This window comes from Bradyrhizobium sp. LB14.3 (assembly GCF_040547985.1).
Taxonomy (GTDB): domain Bacteria; phylum Pseudomonadota; class Alphaproteobacteria; order Rhizobiales; family Xanthobacteraceae; genus Bradyrhizobium.
This window is the reverse complement of the sequence record NZ_JBEPQT010000007.1, coordinates 253777-272414: the sequence shown is the minus strand read 5'-3', so window position 1 is coordinate 272414 and position 18638 is coordinate 253777. Positions and strand designations below refer to the sequence as shown.

Here is an 18638-nt window from a genome sequence, read left to right as displayed (position 1 = left end):
GACGCCTCCTAAATAAATAGAGGTAAATTACCTCTTAACAATCAATTTCAGGAGGCGTCCGTGGTCCTGAAGAGCGTTCATTTTGCAGTTGCCGTTGCCCTCGTGCTCGCATGGGGCGGCATCGCGCGCGCTGACGAGTACAAGCCGAGTGAGTATCTAGGCCTCGATCTTTCGAAGGCCGTGTTGTCGCCGAAGCGGCTCGGGCCCGAAACCCAATTCGCGCCGCTCGCGCTGGAGGCGCGCGGCGGCAACGAGGCGCAGGCGCGCTCCGAGCCGTTCGGCGTGCCGAAGAAAGTCGCGGCCGAACGCGTGCATGTGTCGGAGCCGAAGGTCGTGCACGCCAAAGTAGCGCGATCCAAGGTTGCGCGCGCCAAGCTCGCGCATCGCCACAGCAATCCGCTCGACGCGCAGGCGAGGGATACCCGCATCCAGACCTGGCCCTGCCGCTCCGGCGGCATCTGCAACTGGCAGCGCTAAGGTCAGTGCCGAGCCGTCATCCGTACGTCGCAAAACCGTAGGCCCGGGGTCAAGAAACCGTAAGCCGGGAGTCAAACGACGCAGGCACCTTCGGTCGCGATTCGACGAAGGTTTCCTGAATGGCATCGCTCCGCGCCTCGCGCGCCTGGACCCGGCGGCAATTCCTGGTCCGCTCCACCTCCAGCCTCGCCGCCGCCACGCTCGCAAAGCCACATCTCAGCCGCGCCGCCGATCGTCCGCAGATCGCAGGCGGCATCCAGTCCGGCGACGCCTCGGATGGCTCCGCCGTGGTCCGGGCGCGCGCCGACCGGCCCGCGCGGATGCAGGTGGAGTGCTCGATCGTCGAGAGCTTCAAGACCATTATTGCGTCAGCTTCGAGCGATGCATTGCCGGATACCGACTTCACCTCAAAGCTGCTGCTGAACGATCTGCCCCTCGGGCAGGACATCTTCTATCGTGTGCGCTTCGACGACATCGCGATCGGCATCGCCGACGAAAGCCGCATCGGCCATTTCCGCACCGCGCCGGCTGCCGGCCGGTCGATCTCGTTCCTGTGGTCCGGCGACACCGCGGGGCAGGGCTGGGGCATCGACACATCGCGGCGGCTATCGCAGCTATCGCACCATGCTCGACAATCGTCCGGACTTCTTCATCCATTCCGGCGATCACACTTACGCCGACTGCACGATTCCCTCGGAGCGGAAGCTGCCGAACGGCGAGACCTGGCGGAATGCCGTGACCGAGGAGAAATCCGAGATCGCGCACACGCTGGCGCAGTTCCGCGGCAATTACAAATACAACCTCGTAGGTCGCTAACCCGATCTTGATTGGCGCTCCTGCGGCTCCCACACTATGCTGTACCTTCCCGCCACCTCTTTTCCATCACCGAAGAGTCTGCTCACACGGCATCGCCGCGCGCATCCGGTGGGTTGAAATATCTTAGGAGCCTTTTCATGGACAATCTGAAGACACAGGGCATCAGCATGCCCAAGCTCGGCCTCGGCACCTTCCGCATGCAGGGCGATGCCTGCCGCGCGGCGGTCGAGAGCGCGCTGTCGATCGGCTATCGCCATATCGACACCGCCGAGATGTACGGCAACGAAGAGCCGATCGGCGCGGCGCTCGCAGCGGCCGGCGTGCCGCGTGACGAGCTGCATATCACGACCAAGGTCTGGCACGAGAACCTCGCACCCGAAGCAATCCGCCGCGCCTTCGACGCCAGCCTGAAAAAACTCCGGCTCGACCATGTCGACCTCTATCTCGTGCACTGGCCGTCCAAGGCCGCGAACTGGGGTGCTGTGTTCGAGGCCTTGATGAAGCTGAAGGAGGAGGGGCGCACGCGGGCGATTGGCGTCGCCAATTTCACCACCGCGCTGCTCAAGACCGTGGTCGAAGACATCAAGGTGCCGATCGCCTGCAATCAGATCGAATATCACGCGATGCTCGATCAATCGAAGGTGCTGGCCTATCTCCAGGCCAAGTCGATCCCGCTGGTCGCCTATTGTCCGCTGGCGCAGGGGCGTGTCGCATCCGATCCGGTGCTGGCCGAGATCGGCGCCAAGCACGACGCGACCGCCGCGCAGGTCGCGCTGAAATGGCTGCTCGACCAGGATGGCGTCGCCGCGATTCCGAAGGCCTCACGCATCGAGAGCCAACAGGCCAATCTCGACGCGCTGAAGATCACGCTCGACGATGCCGACCGCAACAAGATCGCCGCGCTGCCGAAAGACAGCCGCTGCGTCAATCCCGGCTTCGCGCCGGCGTGGGACTAACCTCGCCGAACGTTTCGAACACGCAAAGAAATGGCCCCGTGAGGGGCCATTTCCGTATTGCGTTGCGCATTAGTCCCAGTGGCGATGACCGCCACGCTTGATCACGACGACCTTGTCGCGATGGTGCCAGCCGCGATGCCAGCCGTGATCGCGATGCATGCCGTATTCGGCGCGGGCGCCGTACGGGCCGTGATGATGACCGCGCTTGATCACCACCGTCTCCGCGCTGGCGAGCGTCGGCAATGCCACCGCGAGCGCGCCGATAGCAGCAATCACATAACCAAGTTTCTTCAAGATGTCCTCCTCCAATAGAATGCCAATCTAAACGGCGCATTCGCGTGAACGTTCCGGAGGAATCACCAGAGAATTCTGAACAGCTGTTCAGACAGAAAAGTGTGGAGCAGTTTTCGAGAGATCAAGCTCGAGGGTAATAGTCAATCGCAGCGTTGCTGTGCCGGTGTTGGCGCGCCTGTCGCGACGTATTTGCCGTCCCTGATCGTGTACTCGCCGTGCTCACTGCGATTGTAGATCGCGCGCAAGCTATCTTGCTTTGAGAGTAGCAGACCGAACTCGCGCGTCTGATGCAGCGAGGGGAAGTACACGGAAGTACACCATCACATTGAGCGGGCCCTCGGCACCGACCGTGGCGGACACCACTTCGTTCTCGTCCTTGGCCTCGCCGAAATTGCGCCGGTACATCACCCTTCCGTCCTTCCGGATCTCGTAAGTCAGCGCCGCGCCCTTGTCGCGGTCAGGGCGAGCCGCGCAATCGACCGCCCAGGAGCCGAGCAGGCCCCATTGCTCGACCGTCGCCGCAAGCGTCTCGGCGCCGGCCGCTGGCGTGAATGCAAGCCACAGCAGCGCCGCCGTGATCCAGCGGCTCGGACAACGCGTCATGTCCTGAAAAGCCCCACTTCTAATAATGCCAAAGTGTAGCATCCTGCTCGCATCGGTCCGCGGCAGCCGCCATTCGCGCGCGAATTTGATCCGCGTCGATGAGGCCGGCTGCTTCCGGGGTAGGATGGCGCGGCCTCCGCGATCCACGGCAGCCAGCCCCAGGTGGCTTAGGGCCGCTTCTCCACATTGGCGCTGCGGGCCGGCACGCCGAACTCCTTGCGGCACACTTCGGCCAGCACGGCGACGCCTTCGCGGATCTGCTGATGCGAAGGGCTCGCGAAGCACAGCCGCAGCCGCGAGCTGGAATGGCTTTTGTCGGTCGACCATTCTGGCCCTGGATTGATCGATACGCCGGCCGCGAGTGCGGCCTGATACAGTTTTAGCGTATCGACCTGATGGGGCAGCTTCACCCACAGGAAGATGCCGCCCTTCGGCTCCTCGAATTCGGCTGTCGTCCCGAATTGCTCGTTGAGGGCTTCCATCAGCGTGTCGAGCTTGGTGCGCAGCGCCTTTGTCAACGCCGGGACGTGGGTCGAAAAATGCGGCTTGCAGTAGGCGGCGAGCACCATCTGCTCCAGTGCGCCGGAGCCGGCGTCCGTCTTCAGCGCCAGCATCCGCGACATCACATCCCATGGCGCAACGATGAAGCCGACGCGCAGCGCCGGCGCAATCGACTTCGAGAACGAGCCGATATGGATCACGCCGCCGTTCTGGCTCATCGCATAGATCGCCGGCGGCCGCTGTCCTGACCAGACCAGATCGGCGTAGCAATCGTCCTCGAATACAGGCACGCCGTATTCTGCCGATAGGCGCAACAACTCCGCGCGGCGGCCTTCCGGCATGATGCTGCCGGTCGGGTTCTGTACCGTCGGAATGGTGTAGATGTATTTTGGCCGGATGCCGCGGCTCTTGAGGTCTGCCAGCGTCGTGGCCAGCACGTCCATGCGCATGCCGTCCTTGTCGAGGGGGATGCCTGTTACGTTGACCCCGAGCCGTGCCAGGCGGGTCAGCGAGCCCTGATAGCTGTCCTGCTCAAAGATCACGGTGTCGCCGCGCGTCAGCAGGGTCGCGTTGACGAGGTCGAGCGCCTGCAGCGAGCCGGAGACGATCATGAGATCGTCGACCGTACAGATGATGCCGGCATCGCGCTTGAGTTTTGCGACGAGAAATTCGCGCAGGGGCAAATAACCCTGCGGGCCATGCGCCAGGCCATAAGTGGAAAGGGATCGGCCCTCGCTCCGAAGTACAGTGTTGGCAGCCTCGACCAAATCGTCGAGCGGCACCTGCTCGGAATCGTTGTTGCCGCCGACGAAGCTATATTTGGCGAGGCCCGTCCAGCGCGCGGAAGGGGCCGGCAGCCCTGCGGGAAACAGGGGCGCGAAATCGAAGCTGGATGTCATGGGGCGTTCCTCGTTCTATTCTTGTCAGGCTGCCGGCTTTGCGCCGGTCAGTCGTGCTTCTTGCTTACTTCTTGCCGACGGTCCGGGTTGGACGGCCCTGGCTAATGAAGGCGTAATGCGCATTGGCGACGCCGCCAACCATCAAGGCCTCGACAACAGGCTCGGCGATTTCGCTTGTTGCGGCCCAGTCGACGAGGAAATTGGCTCCGGTCCCGCCGCGCACGTCGTCGGTCGGAACGAAGATCGAGACGGTGGCGAGCGGTTTGAGCGCGACCGGCGCCTTCAGATAGCTCTCGACCTGCTTGCCTGCGGTGTCGAAATAGGCAATGCGCTTGACCACCAGCGCCTGGGTCTCCGAGGCGTTGTGGATGCTCAGCGTCACCGAAAAATCAACGCGCAGCTTGCCCTGGCTCATTGCCACGCTGGAATAGGCCGGCACGTAGAAGCCGCCGGAGACTGCGGGCTCCTCCTTCGGCGTGGCGGTGAGCGAATCGGCAGAACTTTGCTCGATATTGACTTTGGGCTGGGCAAGCGCGGGCAGGGCGAACGCGAGCGGACATAACAGCATTGCAACGGCGAGCCTCATCCGCATGTGACGAATTGCTCGCTTGCCGCGCCGCACTCGATCATTAGGGTGCGGCAGAACGGACCAATCTGGCATGCACGAGCTCATTCGCGACATCACTCTCTGTATCCTGTTTGCCTGGATGCTGGGCCTGCTTGCCCACTTCTCCAGGCAGCCGCTGATCCTGGCCTACCTTATCGCCGGCTTCTGCATAGGTCCATTCGGCGCCGGCTGGGTCAAGTCGCAGGAATCGATCAGCGTCATCTCCGAGCTCGGCCTGATCTTCATGCTGTTCATGATCGGCCTGGAGATCGACCTGAAGAAGATCGTGCGGGCGGGAAAGGTGATCCTGTTCGCGGCGGGCGGCCAGCTCATCGGCGGCTGCCTGCTCGGGGTGCTGTTCTTCGCCGGCATCGGCCTGTCGCTCGGCGGGGGGCAGTTCGATGCGGTTTATCTCTGCGTCGCCTGCGCGCTGTCGAGCACCGTCATCATCGTCAAGGTGCTCTACGAGAAGCGCGAGCTCGACACGCTGCCCGGCCGCATCACGCTCGGCGTGCTGGTGCTCCAGGACATCTTCGCTATCCTGTTCTTGGCGGTGCAGCCGAGCCTTGCCAATCTGGAAGTCAGCGTCATCCTGCTCTCGATCGGCCGCGTCGCGGTGCTGGTCGCCGCTGCGCTGCTGGTCAGCCGCTACGTGCTGCCGCGCCTGTTTCACCAGATCGCCCGCCGCCCCGAGTTGATCCTGCTCGGCGCACTCGCCTGGTGTTTCCTGGTCGCCGAGACCGCCGAGCGGCTGTCGCTGTCGCGCGAAATGGGCGCCCTGATCGCCGGCGTCTCGCTCTCGACCTTTCCTTATGCGCTCGACGTCACGGCCAAGGTCACCACGCTGCGGGACTTCTTCATCACGCTGTTCTTCGTCGCTCTCGGCATGACCATTCCCGTGCCCGGCCTCTCCGTGATCGGCCTTGCCTTGCTGATCGCGGTGTTCACGGTGGCGAGCCGCCTCGTCACCACTTTCGCCCCGCTCTATCTGATGAAGCAGGGCTTGCGCGCCAGCCTGTTGCCGGCCCTGAACCTCGCGCAAATCTCCGAGTTCTCGCTGGTGGTGATCCAGACCGGCGTCGCCGACCACCACATCGCAGCCGAGACGGCGAATGCGGCCTCTTTCGCCTTCGTGGTGCTGGCTGTGGTCTCGACCTTCGCGATGACCCGCAGCGACGAGATCACCCGCTGGGCCATCGGGCCCCTGAAGCGGATCGGCCTGCGCGACCTCGACCATGGCAACGGCCACGGCGAGGAAGGCCACGAGGGCGGCCATGGCGAGGCCCGCCGCATCGTCATCCTTGGCTTTTTCCGTGCGGCGAGCGCGCTGCTGGCCGAGATCGAGCGGCAGACGCCGGTGCTGCTGGAGCAGATCACCGTGGTCGACTTCAACCCCAATGTGTACCAGACCCTGCTTTCGCGCGGCCTGCACGTGATCTATGGCGACATCAGCAGCGCCGATACGCTGCTCCATGCCGGGATCGGCAAGTCCGAGATGATCATCCTCAGCGTGCCGGATTCGCTGCTCAAGGGCGCTACCAACGAGAAGCTGGTCCGCCACGTCCGTGCGCTCAACCCGACCGCCCTGATCGTGGCGAGCGCCGATCTGCTGGCCGATGTCGGCGAGCTCTACGAGGCCGGCGCCAACTACGTCACCGTGACCCGGCTCAGCGATGCCCACGAGCTGTTCACCGTGATCGAGGCCGCCCAGGCCGGGCTTCTGGCCGACAAACGTGCCGAGCTCGATCAGCGCCTCGGCGAGCGGCGCGAAGTGCTGCCCTGACAGTGTCTGGCGATCTTCCTCCTGGACTACTCCTTGCTAAAATCCCTGGTATCTTCGGTGCAAGCCTGAAACCCTTTGGCCGGCCCGCCACCCGGAATATGCGGTTGCGTCCAGGACACTAGCGCCCCGGCCCAAGTCCGGCTAAGCCTCCGGGCCATAACCGATAGAGATTGGGAAATGCCCGATAACGTTCAGGAAGTCTTGCAGGCCTTTGCCCGCGGTGAGCTCGTGGTCGTCACCGACGACGACGACCGCGAGGGCGAGGGCGATCTGATCGTCGCCGCCTCGCTCTGCACCTCCGAGAAGATGGCGTTCATCATCCGCCACACCTCCGGCATCGTTTGCGCGCCGATCACCACCGAAGATGCGCGCCGCCTGCGGCTCGATCCGATGGTGGCCCACAACGATTCCGCGCACACCACCGCATTCACGGTCTCGATCGACTACAAGCCCGACGGGGGCACCGGCATCTCGGCCGAAGAGCGCGCCTCGTGCTGCCGCGCGCTGTCCAATCCCAACGCCGGCGCCAACGACTTCGCCCGTCCCGGCCACATCTTCCCGCTGATTGCCAAGGACGGCGGCGTGCTCCTGCGCTCCGGCCATACCGAGGCCGCAGTCGATCTGTGCAAGCTCTCCGGCCTGCCGCCGGTCGGCGTCATCAGCGAGTTGATGAACGACGACGGCAGCGTGATGAAGGGCGAGCAGGTCGCCCGCTTTGCCGCCGAGCACAAGCTCAAGCACGTCACCATCGCCGACATGATCGCCTACCGCCAGGTGCGCGAGAAGCTGATCGAGCGGGTCTCGACCTTCGTCACCGAGAGCCCGATCGGGCCGCTTCAGGGCTATGCCTACCGCTCGCCGTTCGATTCCATCGCCCACGTCGCCTTCGTCTACAACGGCGTCGGCGACGGCAAGAACGTCCTGACGCGCTTCCACAAGCCGAACATCGTCAAGGACATCTTCACCGGACACAAACGCATGGCGGTGGTGCTCGAGCACTTCAAGAAATCCGGCCGTGGCGTGCTAGTCTATCTGCGCGACGGCGCGGCCGGTGTCCCCGTGGCGCCGCTGCCCGATGAGAGCGCGACCGAGGCTGACCGCAACCGCCAGTGGCGCGAAGTCGGCGTCGGCGCGCAGATCCTGCGCGATCTCGGCGTCACCTCGATCCGGCATCTCACCTCTTCGGTGCACGACTACAAGGGCCTGTCGGGCTTCGGTATCGAGATCGTCGCCAACGAGCAGCTCGAAAGCTAGCGCTGTCATTCCGGGCGCGCGACGCGCGTCCCCGGGATCCACGCAGACCCATACATCTGCAACGCAATTGCACTTGTTGCCGCGGCGCTTTACTTTGTCGGGCAAATTTTGACGGAACCAGACGAAAGGACGTTTCATGACCGCGCGCCCTCAGGCCAAGGACAAGCCGATCTCGGCTTCTTTCCAGTGGGACGATCCGTTCCTGCTCGACGAGCAGCTCACCGAAGACGAGCGCATGGTGCGCGACACCGCGCGCGCCTACGCCCAGGACAAGTTGCTGCCGCGTGTCACCAAGGCCTATCTCGAAGAGACGACCGACCGCGAGATCTTCAACGAGATGGGCGAGCTCGGCCTGATCGGCATCACGCTGCCGGAGGAATATGGCTGCGCCAATGCAGGCTATGTCGCCTACGGCCTCGTCGCCCGCGAGATCGAGCGGGTCGATTCCGGCTACCGCTCGATGAACTCGGTGCAGTCCTCGCTGGTGATGTACCCGATCTACGCCTATGGCGACGAGAACCAGCGCAAGAAATACCTGCCGAAGCTCGCCAGCGGCGAGTGGGTCGGCTGCTTCGGCCTGACCGAGCCCGACGCCGGCTCCGATCCAGCCGGCATGAAGACGCGGGCGGAGAAGGTCTCGGACGGCTATCGCCTCACCGGCAGCAAGATGTGGATCTCGAACGCGCCGATCGCCGACGTGTTCGTGGTCTGGGCCAAGTCGGCCGAGCACGACAACCAGATCCGCGGCTTCGTGCTGGAGAAGGGCATGAAAGGCCTGTCCGCACCGAAGATCGGCGGCAAGCTGTCGCTTCGCGCCTCCATCACCGGCGAGGTCGTGATGGACGGCGTCGTGGTGCCGGAAGACGCGCTGCTGCCCAACGTCTCCGGCCTGAAGGGCCCGTTCGGCTGCCTCAACCGCGCCCGCTACGGCATTTCCTGGGGCGCGCTCGGCGCGGCCGAGGATTGCATGCACCGCGCCCGCCAGTACACGCTCGACCGCAAGCAGTTCGGCAAGCCGCTCGCCGCGACCCAGCTCGTGCAGAAGAAGCTCGCCGACATGGAGACCGAGATCGCGCTGGGCCTCCAGGGCTCGCTTCGCGTCGGCCGTCTGATGGACGAGGGCAAGTTCGCCCCCGAGATGATCTCGATCATGAAGCGGAACAATTGCGGCAAGGCGCTCGACATCGCCCGCGTCGCGCGCGACATGCACGGCGGCAACGGCATCTCGGCCGAGTACCACGTGATGCGTCATGTCCATAACCTCGAGACGGTCAACACCTACGAGGGCACCCACGACGTCCACGCCCTGATCCTGGGCCGCGCGATCACGGGCATTCAGGCGTTTTTCTGAGCAGACGTCTCGGCGTGGAATTGCGTCATGGCCGGGCAGAAGCGCGAAGCGCGTCTTCGCGCTAGACGTCCCGGCCATCCACGTTCTAGGCCGCACGAAGAACGTGGATGCCCGGCACAAGCCCGGGCAAGACGAAGTCAGCAAGGTATGAGCAAGCCATGTCCGACAACGACGACGTCCCGTTCAACCGCAACTTTCCGCTGAAGCCCGGCGTCGTCGAGGAAGTCCGCCCCGGTGTGCGGCGCGTGCTTTGTAACAATCCGAGCCCGTTCACCTTCACCGGCACGGTCAGTTACATCGTCGGCCAAGGCAACGTCGCGATCATCGATCCCGGTCCGGACGACGAGGCGCATGCGGCGGCGCTGCTCGATGCTGTCAGCGGCGAGACGGTGAGCCATATCTTCGTCACCCACACCCACCGCGACCATTCACCGAACACCGCGCGGATCAAGCAGGCGACCGGCGCGCCGGTCTATGCCGAAGGCCCGCACCGCGCCTCGCGCCCGCGTTTCGAGAGCGAGAAGCACAACCCGGAATCCGGCGCCGACCGCGACTTCGCGCCCGATATCAGGATCGCCCATGGCGACGTCGTCGAAGGCGACGGCTGGCGGCTCGAGGCCGTGGCGACGCCCGGCCACACCGCCAATCATCTTGCGTTCGCCTGGCCCGAGCGAAAATTCAACTTCGTCGGCGATCACGTGATGGGCTGGTCGACCTCGATCGTGGCGCCGCCCGACGGCTCGATGATCGACTACATGGAGTCACTCGACCGCCTGGCCGCACGCGAGGAGGATCTGTATTTCTCCGGCCACGGTCCCGAGATCCCGGACGGCCCGCGTTTCGTGCGCTTCCTGATCCGTCACCGCAAGGCGCGCGAGTCCTCGATCCTGCATCGCCTTGCCAAGGGCGAGACCGACATCCCGACCATGGTCCGCGCGATCTATATCGGCATCGATCCCAGGCTGACGACAGCTGCCGGGTATTCCGTGCTGGCGCATCTGGAAGATCTGGTCGCCCGCGGCGTGGTGGCGACGGACGGCGATCCCGTGATTGGCGGGACGTATCGGATGGCGAACGCTTAGTGTTCCGTCACTTCTTCACCGTCTTCGCCGGCGCCTTCGGCGGCATCACCGGGGTCTTCTTCACCGGCTTGAGTGCGTCGGCGTCGGCGGCGGTGTTGAGGTCGTCGATGAATTTTTTCACGCGCGCGGCGTTGCTGCCGAGGTCGCTCTCGAAATAGCGCGAGGCGGACCGGATATCGACGCGGGAATCGTCGCCGTCGGGCACGACGCGGATCGCGATGTCCTCGCGGAATCCCATGATCGGCGAGCGTGCCACAGCCTCGATGCGGCCGATGCGGCGCGGCGGCTGCGGCGCGCGCTCGTCGATGACCAGCCATTTGCGCTTGTTGACGAGCTGAAGCGCGATCGCATAGGCGCGGTCGACCGAAATCTCAAGCTCGATCGGCTCGATATCAGGATAGAACTGACGCTGCTGCTCGGCCGAATAGAGGCCGGCATAAACAGCGGTATTGGTGCCATCGCTGGTGCGCAGGCGGGCCAGTGCGTCGAAGCGCGGCGGGTCGATCGGGTCGGTGGTGATGTCGTGGATCGCCGGCAGCTTGCGGTATTGCAGGCCGAGATAAGCGGGATAGGCGAGGATCGCGCCGGCGATCAGGAAGGCAAGCAGGATGCGCGCCATGCCGCGCGAGCCGTTCTGCCAGATCGCGGCAAAGCCTGCGAGCCCGAACAGGATCGAGAGCGCGGCGATCCCGAGACCGCCGAAGAAAGTCGCGAGTGCCGGCTTCATCTCCAGGAAGCCGAACCGGAGGATGATGATCGAGACCACCACCGCCACCACTGCGAACACGGCCAAATTGCGCGCCCAACTCGCGAGGCTGGACACGGGCTCCGACTGATAGGGAGCGGAAAACCTGCGGGCCATCGGGTGAGCTCTGCCGGGGGTCTTGGGGGCGGTGTCGGCCGATTTGGCGCGACTATGGGCCGTTGAGATCACGGCCCGGAGTCAAATTCAAGGGTTCCCGGGATGTTACGGCCCTGTCATTCCGGATTCGATGCCGTTGGCCTCGCCCCGGAATCGGTGTTTGGTTCGGCCGCCTACGCCGCCGCGTTCGGGAAGCGATAGCCCTTGAACTGGTCACGCAGCGCGGTCTTCAGGATCTTGCCCGTCGCCGTGTGCGGGATGCCGTCGACGAAAGCGACGTCGTCGGGCATCCACCATTTGGCGATCTTGCCGTCCATGAACTTCAGGATGTCTTCGCGGCTGGCCTGCTGGCCCTGCTTGAGCTGCACGATCAGCAGCGGACGCTCGTCCCATTTGGGATGGAACACGCCGATCACGGCGGCTTCCGCCACCGCAGGATGGCCGATTGCGAGGTTTTCCAGGTCGATCGAGGAGATCCACTCGCCGCCGGACTTGATCACGTCCTTGGAGCGGTCGGTGATCCGCATGTAGCCGGCCTCGTCGATGGTCGCGACGTCGCCGGTGTCGAAGAAGCCGTCCTCGTCGAGGATGTTGGCGTCGATGCGGAAATAGGCCTTGGCGACGGCGGGGCCGGAGACTTTCAAACGGCCGAAGGTCGTGCCGTCCCATGGCAGTTCCTTGCCGGTATCGTCGGTGATCTTCATCTCGACGGCGAACGGCGCGTAGCCCTGCATCTGGAGCACGTCGAGCCGCGCATCGCCCGTCGCATTCTGGAACGGCGGCTTCAACGCCGCGACGCTCCCGATCGGGCTCATCTCGGTCATGCCCCAGGCGTGGCGGACGTTCGAGCCCATGTCGAGGAAGGCCTTGATCATCGAGCGCGGCATCGCCGAGCCGCCGCAGATCACCATCTTCAGATCCGGTAGCTTGAGATTGTTGGCGGCCATGTGCTGGAGCAGCATCAGCCACACCGTGGGCACGCCGGCGGTATGCGTCACTCTCTCGGTCGAGAGCAGTTCGTAGACCGAGGCGCCGTCAAGCTTGGCGCCGGGCATGACCAGCTTGGTGCCCTGCGAGGGTGCGGAGAAGGCGATGCCCCAGCTGTTGGCGTGGAAGAGCGGCACCACGGGGAGCATGGTCTCGGAGGCGCTGGTGCCGAGCGCGTCGACATTGTTCGCCATCAGCGCATGCAGCACGTTGGAGCGATGCGAATACAGTACGCCCTTGGGGTCGCCGGTGGTGCCTGACGTGTAGCACATCGCGGCCGCCGTGTTCTCGTCAAAGTCCTTCCATTTAAATTCGCCGTCGGCCTCCGCAATCCAGTCCTCGTAGGCGACCACATTCTTCAGCGTCGTCTGCGGCATGTGCGCCTTGTCGGTGAGCACGACGTAGCGTTCCACGCTTGTGAGCTTGTCGGCGATCTTCTCCAGGACCGGAACGAAAGTGATGTCGGTCATCACGATGCGGTCCTGCGCATGGTTGATGATCCAGGCGATCTGCTCGGGGAAAAGCCGGGGATTGACGGTATGGCAGATGGCGCCGATCCCCATGATGCCGTACCAGACCTCGAGATGTCGCCAGGTGTTCCAGGCGATCGTTGCGACACGGTCGCCGAGCTTGATGCCGCCGCGCTCCAGCATCTGCGAGACCTTGAGCGCGCGCTTGTGGATCTCGGCATAATTGGTGCGATGGATCGGTCCTTCGACCGAGCGCGTGACGACCTCCTGCTTGCCATGAATCCTGGCGGCGTGTTCGATGATCCGGTGGCAGAGCAGGGGCCAGTCTTGCATCAAACCAAGCATTCCGTCGTTCCTCCGAGAAGCCGCTGGGCGGATTGTCGCTCTCAGCGTTGGGCCAAAGAATTGTCATGAGTTTTAGCCTGCCGGCCCTTCGCCGCAAATGGTCTTGTCGCGGCTATATGTCCGCCGGCGCGGCAATGGTTACCGTCGCGCTCGTGCTCGCGGATCGGGCAGAGGCGCGAAAATATGCCTCCCCGCTGGATATCTTCGGCATTGCTGCACCACGGCCGCGCGCGACGGTTCATTCTGCCAAGGTCCCTGGCAAGATCCCGCTCCCGAGACCCCGCCCCGAGGAGGCCCCCAAAGCATCGGACGATGCCGCTCCGGAGAGCGCCGGCAAGCCTTCTGCGGAAAAGCCTTCCCCGGAAAAGCCTTCGCCCGACAAGCCTTCCGCGGACGAACCTGGCGCCAGCAAGCCCGCCGAGGCCGCGCCGCCGCCCGAGAAGCAGGCCTCGTCCTGCCGCCTCGCGCTGACCGAGGAGATCGCTATCGCGTCGTCCATTCCGGATATCCGCGGTCCGGGCGCTTGCGGCGGTGAGGATCTGGTGCGGCTCGAAGCCATCGTGCTACCGGACAAGCGCAAGGTAGCGGTCAAGCCGGCGGCGATCCTCCGCTGCACCATGGCGTCAGCGATCGCCGATTGGGTGCGCAAGGACATGGTGCCGCTGGCCGCGAGCCTCGGCTCGACCATCAGCGATCTCGACAATTTCGACAGTTTCGAGTGCCGCGGCCGCAATCGCGTTGTCGGCGCCACGCTGTCCGAGCACGGCAAGGCCAACGCGCTCGATGTCCGCGCCATCAAGCTGGTCAACGGGCAGTCGATCGGCCTGACCGACCGCACCATGCCGCGCGAGGTCCGCGAGCGCGTGCTGCATTCGGTCTGTTCGCGCTTTTCCACCGTACTTGGGCCGGGCTCGGACTGGTACCACGAGGACCACATCCATCTCGATCTGGCGCAGCGGCGCAATGACTACCGGATCTGCCAGTGGAACGTCTGGGATCCCCTGCCGCAGGTTGCCCCGCTCCTGCCGGCGGAACGGCCCGAGGAGGCGCCGCCGCGCGAGGTCGCGGCCAAGCCCGAGCCAAAGCAGGGAGCTGATGACGAGGCGGCGCAGAAATCCCCTTCGGACAAGCCGGCGGTCGACGGCAGCAAAGCCCAGCCGCACAAGCCGGCAACAAAAAAGCGCCGGTGAAACCGGCGCTTTTGAAGCTCGGAAAGATCAGGACGGGATCAGTAGCTGCCCGCCTGGCCAGTTCCGCCGGCGCCGAGCGCCAGCCGCGAATTATAGGGCGAGTCGCCATGCTTGGGTTCGAGCACGACCACAATCGTACCGACCTTGACGCGGGTATAGAGGTCAATCGCGTCCTCGTTGGTCATGCGGATACAGCCCGACGAAATCGAGGCGCCGATATATTCCGGCTGGTTGGTACCATGGATGCGGAACAGCGTGTCCTTGCCGCCCGAATAGAGATACATCGCGCGCGAGCCCATCGGATTGTCCGGACCGGGCGCAACGAAGGTCGGTACGCCCAGACGTGAAATCTCGCCCGGGGTCGGATGCCATGCCGGCCACTCGGTCATGCTGCCGACCTTGGCGATGCCCGACCAGGCCATGGCCTCTTCGCCGACCGTGATGCCGTAGCGGATCGCCTTTCCGCCATCCATCACCCAGTAAAGGTAGTGGTTGTCGGAATCGACCACGATCGAACCCGGTGATTCCTTGCGGTGATAGTCGACGATGGCGCGGCGGAATGGCTCTGCGACCGGGGTGTTCTCGTACCGAACCTTGGCAAGCAGTTCCTTGTCCTTCGGCTTGAAGGCCTTGGTGTCGGTCGCCTCAAAATGTGTGGCCTGCATGCAGCCCGACAGCATCAGGCCAGCGGCCAAAATACCCAGCATAACTTTCAGCGACGACATGATTTGGTTCCAATCGACAACAACAAACTTGCGTGGAGCTTGGACCAAGCCCAAAGACCACGACTCCGTTGGCCCCATTATCGTTGAAATCTGCCACAATTCCAGCGTTTCGAAGCTTTTCCCGCGCTGCAAGACCTTACCTGTGGCTTTTCTGCCGCAAGTTTTGCGGTCCAGCGACGGTTTCTGGGCAACGCGCGCGCATGTGTGTTTTCGTGCCACAGTTGAGCCACGGCGCCGCCACAAATGCAAACGCTCCGTTAATGTGCTTGTCATCATGAACTTGTCAGAATCGCGCTAAACGCTGTCATTCTGTCGCAGGTTCTCTGGAGTTGTTCATGTTTTCGGTATTTGTTCCCTCCGAATCCTCCCTCAAGAAGGCCATCGTCGAGGATCTGGCGGCAGTACCGGAGCACGCGGTCTGGATCGACCTGGTCAACCCGACCGCGGCCGAGGACAAGGCCGTGGAGAAGCTGTCGGGGATCGCGATCCCCACCCGGGAGGACATGCAGGAGATCGAGATCTCCAGCCGCCTCTATATCGAGAACGGCGCGCGCTACATGACGGCGACGCTGATGTGCCAATCCGATACCGACATGCCCCGGACCACGGCCGTCACCTTCATTCTCGGCGACCATCGCCTGGTGACAGTGCGCTACGACCAGCCGAAGCCCTTTGCGCTGGTGGAAGCCAAGCTTGCCCGGTCCTGCACGCCTGCGATCACCGGCGAGATGGTGCTGATGGAACTGCTGGACGCGGTGATCGACCGGTGCGCCGACATTCTGGAACGCTGCGGCGCCGACATTGACCAGGTCTCCCATGACATCTTCGAGCCGGAGAGCGAGCGTCACGGCCACGCCAAGCAATACTCGCAAATCCTGATCTCGATCGGCCGCAAGGGCGACCTGACCTCCAAGGTCCGCGAGAGCCTGGTGTCGATCGGCCGCGTCGTCACCTTCCTCTCGGCGATCGTCGAAGGCGTGAAATGGTCGAAGGACATGCGCGAGCAGCTCAAGACCATGCAGCGCGACGTCTCCTCGCTGACCGACCACGCCTCCTACCTCTCCAGCAAGATCACCTTCGTGCTCGACGCCATGCTCGGCGTCGTCAATCTCGAGCAGAACAACATCATCAAGCTGTTTTCGGTCATGGCCGTTGTCCTGATGCCGCCGACGCTGATCGCCTCGATCTACGGCATGAACTTCAAGTCGATGCCGGAACTCGATTGGGCGCACGGCTATCCGTACGCGCTGGTTCTAATGCTGATCGCGGCGATCGTTCCTTACTGGATCTTCAAGTGGAAGAAGTGGCTGTAGGCGCATGATCCGGAAAAGTGTGCAGCGGTTTTCCGAAAAGATCATGCTCAAGCAAAGATACCTACCGAGACCTTACGCCGGTCACAGAGAGATGGCGTTGGGTGTTGCAGAATAGATCGGGATTGAGGCCGTGCGGTGATGTGTGCGCAGCGCCCCAATTCCTCCGGTAAAATTTGAGCGGTGGGCTGAACGTTTGCGCGAAACTTGTCTGCGATAAGCAGCATGTTAGCCGCGAGGAACAGCCATGGTTGAAAAACACATAACGTCGCCCCGCAACGTCATCGATCTGGCGAATTATCGTCAGGTCCTGGCGAGCGGCAAGGCGTCGTCGATGTCGGCACGCATGTGCCGGCACTGTGGTGCTCCGCTGCTCGACGGCGAGAACGACGACGACTGCTCGACTGCAATCACTTCCGCAGCTCCCCGGCTGCGCGAACAGCCGCGTCGGTTTCGCGCCGATTGACAACGGAAGGTAAGGGCGATCCAGGTCTTGCGGCGGCGTTGTCTGGATCGCCTTGCTTCCGTTCCCGTAGCTCTTCCCCACATTTGGCTCGCAGCGTCTGACGGGGACGGTGGCGTCCCCTGCCAGCCCTTCTTATCTCTATTGGCGTTCACGGCGGAGCCGATTAGGCTCGCGCCCGGTGACGTCGGAGACGCCGATGGGTGTTGGAATCGAAGAACCCACCACGGCCGGGCGCATGTCCGGCGAGCACTTCCGCCTGTTCCAGGAAGGTCGGCCGGACCATGAGCGCTGGGAGCTTGTCGGAGGTGTCGCGATGATGATGACGCCGCCAACGATTGCGCACAACCGCATCGCGGGAAATCTTGAGCGTCTGCTCAATGACGCGCTGGCGAGTCACGATCAGAGTCGCATCGCAATGCAGCGTCCCGGCATCGAACTCGGGTCGGGCGAATTCCGCCCTGAGCCGGATGTTGCCGTCATCGACGCCGAGTACGAGCCGGACCAGAGGTTCGTCGAGCGAGCCTATCTGTTGGCAGAGATCGTCTCCGCCACTGACGACACGCGGGTGCCCGCCACCGAGAAGAGGTGGATCGACGTCAAACGAACCATCTACCTCGCGCATGCGGCCTGCGAGGCGGTGCTCATCATCGAGCAGGACCGAATGGAGGTCCGTCTCGACGCCAGAACGCCGAGTGGTTGGAACTCGCAAACACTCGGCGGGTCCGAGGAATTCAAGCTGCCTGCATTCGGACCGCAATGCGCCGTCGCTGATCTCTATGAGGGGACGCCGTTGCAGCCACGTCGCCGGAAGCGCCCTGCTTGAAGGGCTGTCAGACTCGCCGCAACTGACCTTCATTCAATGACGACGAGAGATTACACGTGCTGACCGCCGTTGATGTGGATCTCGGCGCCGTTGACATAGGACGAGGTGTCCGTGCACAGCACGTAGATGATCTTGGCGACCTCGTCGGGCGTGCCGAGGCGGTGCATCGGGATCTGCTGGTCGACGATCTTCTCGGTGCCCGGCGACAGGATCGAGGTGTCGATCTCGCCCGGCGCGATCGCGTTGACGCGAACGCCGACGCGGCCGAAGTCGGAGGCCATCTCGCGCGTCAGGGATGCGAGCGCGGCCTTCGAGGTTGCGTAGGCGGCGCCCGCGAAGGGATGTACGCGCGAGCCGGCGATCGAAGTGACGTTGACCACCGATCCCCTGGCCGCCTTCAACTCCTCGATCAGCCCCCGCGCCATCATGATCGGAGCGAAGAAGTTGACGTTGAACACGTGCGTCCAGGTCTCGAGGTCAGTGTCGACCGAGCCGAGCCTGGAGCCGCCGACACCCTTTGGCGAGATCGCGGCGTTGTTGACCAGCGCATGCAGCATGCCGCCTTCGAGGCGGTCGCGGATGTCGGAGATCGCGCGCGTGGTATCGGTGGGGGTGGCGAGGTCGACCTGGATATGGTCCTCAGGGCCCGCATCCCAGGGACAATCCTCCGGGAACGGATGCCGCGAACAGGTGATGACGCGCCAGCCGGCCGAGGAAAATCGGATTACGGTCGCGTGGCCGATGCCGCGGCTGGCTCCGGTCAGGAGCAGCGTACGGCGTGGCGCGTTGGAAGACTGCGACATGAAGCTCTTTCAGGTTGGAGCATGATCCGGAAAA

Annotated in this window: 18 protein-coding genes and 1 pseudogene; 11 read left to right on the top strand and 8 right to left on the bottom strand. The window is 63.7% G+C overall.

Going from position 1 to position 18638, the window contains the following annotated elements; all coding sequences use genetic code 11:
* Window positions 1-60: 60 nt before the first annotated feature.
* From ABIB00_RS17030 to ABIB00_RS17020, 3 genes and pseudogenes are all read left to right on the top strand, one after another.
* Window positions 61-477, top strand: a complete 417-nt coding sequence (locus ABIB00_RS17030) for a hypothetical protein (RefSeq protein WP_354105131.1) — start codon at window positions 61-63, stop codon at window positions 475-477.
* Between the two features lie 119 nt (window positions 478-596).
* Window positions 597-1278, top strand: a pseudogene (locus ABIB00_RS17025) (alkaline phosphatase D family protein); the annotation flags it as partial.
* 152 nt (window positions 1279-1430) lie between these two features.
* The gene (locus ABIB00_RS17020; protein WP_354105130.1) at window positions 1431-2249 is read left to right on the top strand and encodes an aldo/keto reductase; all 819 of its coding nucleotides are present in this window, start codon (window positions 1431-1433) and stop codon (window positions 2247-2249) included.
* A 69-nt stretch (window positions 2250-2318) separates the two neighbouring features.
* Here ABIB00_RS17020 and ABIB00_RS17015 read toward each other — a convergent pair whose 3' ends face one another.
* The 4 genes from ABIB00_RS17015 to ABIB00_RS17000 all read right to left on the bottom strand — a co-directional run bounded on the left by ABIB00_RS17015 (window position 2319) and on the right by ABIB00_RS17000 (window position 5138).
* Window positions 2319-2543 carry a hypothetical protein gene (locus tag ABIB00_RS17015; RefSeq protein ID WP_354068475.1) on the bottom strand — a complete coding sequence of 75 codons (225 nt, stop codon included), beginning with the start codon at window positions 2541-2543 and terminating at the stop codon, window positions 2319-2321.
* A 246-nt stretch (window positions 2544-2789) separates the two neighbouring features.
* Window positions 2790-3146 (bottom strand): hypothetical protein, encoded by a 357-nt coding sequence (locus ABIB00_RS17010; RefSeq protein ID WP_354105129.1) that lies wholly within the window; start codon window positions 3144-3146, stop codon window positions 2790-2792.
* 167 nt (window positions 3147-3313) lie between these two features.
* Window positions 3314-4546 carry an aminotransferase-like domain-containing protein gene (locus ABIB00_RS17005; RefSeq protein WP_354105128.1) on the bottom strand — a complete coding sequence of 411 codons (1233 nt, stop codon included), beginning with the start codon at window positions 4544-4546 and terminating at the stop codon, window positions 3314-3316.
* A 64-nt stretch (window positions 4547-4610) separates the two neighbouring features.
* Complete coding sequence (locus tag ABIB00_RS17000; RefSeq protein WP_354105127.1) at window positions 4611-5138, bottom strand: DUF3124 domain-containing protein; 528 nt, start codon at window positions 5136-5138, stop codon at window positions 4611-4613.
* Window positions 5139-5205: 67 nt separating this feature from the next.
* Here ABIB00_RS17000 and ABIB00_RS16995 point away from each other — a divergent pair, with 67 nt between their 5' ends.
* From ABIB00_RS16995 to ABIB00_RS16980, 4 genes are all read left to right on the top strand, one after another.
* Window positions 5206-6936: a cation:proton antiporter domain-containing protein gene (locus ABIB00_RS16995; RefSeq protein ID WP_354105126.1), complete on the top strand. Its 1731-nt coding sequence runs from the start codon at window positions 5206-5208 to the stop codon at window positions 6934-6936.
* 177 nt (window positions 6937-7113) lie between these two features.
* Window positions 7114-8190, top strand: a complete 1077-nt coding sequence (gene ribB / locus ABIB00_RS16990) for a 3,4-dihydroxy-2-butanone-4-phosphate synthase (RefSeq protein ID WP_247348021.1) — start codon at window positions 7114-7116, stop codon at window positions 8188-8190.
* Between the two features lie 136 nt (window positions 8191-8326).
* Window positions 8327-9541 carry an acyl-CoA dehydrogenase gene (locus ABIB00_RS16985; RefSeq protein WP_354105125.1) on the top strand — a complete coding sequence of 405 codons (1215 nt, stop codon included), beginning with the start codon at window positions 8327-8329 and terminating at the stop codon, window positions 9539-9541.
* A gap of 158 nt (window positions 9542-9699) precedes the next feature.
* On the top strand, window positions 9700-10623 hold the full coding sequence (locus ABIB00_RS16980; protein WP_354105124.1) for an MBL fold metallo-hydrolase: 924 nt from the start codon (window positions 9700-9702) through the stop codon (window positions 10621-10623).
* Window positions 10624-10630: 7 nt separating this feature from the next.
* On the opposite strand, the gene ABIB00_RS16975 is transcribed toward ABIB00_RS16980, so the two are convergent.
* Window positions 10631-11485, bottom strand: coding sequence for a DUF1499 domain-containing protein (locus ABIB00_RS16975; protein WP_354105123.1), 855 nt, complete (start codon window positions 11483-11485; stop codon window positions 10631-10633).
* Window positions 11486-11658: 173 nt separating this feature from the next.
* Window positions 11659-13287: a fatty-acid--CoA ligase gene (locus tag ABIB00_RS16970; RefSeq protein ID WP_354105122.1), complete on the bottom strand. Its 1629-nt coding sequence runs from the start codon at window positions 13285-13287 to the stop codon at window positions 11659-11661.
* A gap of 65 nt (window positions 13288-13352) precedes the next feature.
* Here ABIB00_RS16970 and ABIB00_RS16965 point away from each other — a divergent pair, with 65 nt between their 5' ends.
* Window positions 13353-14477, top strand: coding sequence for an extensin family protein (locus ABIB00_RS16965; RefSeq protein ID WP_354105121.1), 1125 nt, complete (start codon window positions 13353-13355; stop codon window positions 14475-14477).
* A 38-nt stretch (window positions 14478-14515) separates the two neighbouring features.
* Here ABIB00_RS16965 and ABIB00_RS16960 read toward each other — a convergent pair whose 3' ends face one another.
* Entirely contained in the window at window positions 14516-15202 is a 687-nt protein-coding gene (locus ABIB00_RS16960) for a L,D-transpeptidase (protein ID WP_247348037.1), read from the bottom strand.
* 335 nt (window positions 15203-15537) lie between these two features.
* On the opposite strand from ABIB00_RS16960, the gene ABIB00_RS16955 reads away from it, so the two are divergent.
* From ABIB00_RS16955 to ABIB00_RS16945, 3 genes are all read left to right on the top strand, one after another.
* Window positions 15538-16515, top strand: a complete 978-nt coding sequence (locus ABIB00_RS16955) for a magnesium transporter CorA family protein (RefSeq protein ID WP_247348038.1) — start codon at window positions 15538-15540, stop codon at window positions 16513-16515.
* 244 nt (window positions 16516-16759) lie between these two features.
* Complete coding sequence (locus tag ABIB00_RS16950) at window positions 16760-16978, top strand: hypothetical protein (protein ID WP_247348039.1); 219 nt, start codon at window positions 16760-16762, stop codon at window positions 16976-16978.
* Between the two features lie 196 nt (window positions 16979-17174).
* Complete coding sequence (locus tag ABIB00_RS16945) at window positions 17175-17801, top strand: Uma2 family endonuclease (RefSeq protein WP_354105120.1); 627 nt, start codon at window positions 17175-17177, stop codon at window positions 17799-17801.
* 50 nt (window positions 17802-17851) lie between these two features.
* Here ABIB00_RS16945 and ABIB00_RS16940 read toward each other — a convergent pair whose 3' ends face one another.
* Window positions 17852-18604: an SDR family NAD(P)-dependent oxidoreductase gene (locus ABIB00_RS16940; protein ID WP_247348040.1), complete on the bottom strand. Its 753-nt coding sequence runs from the start codon at window positions 18602-18604 to the stop codon at window positions 17852-17854.
* Window positions 18605-18638: the final 34 nt, after the last annotated feature.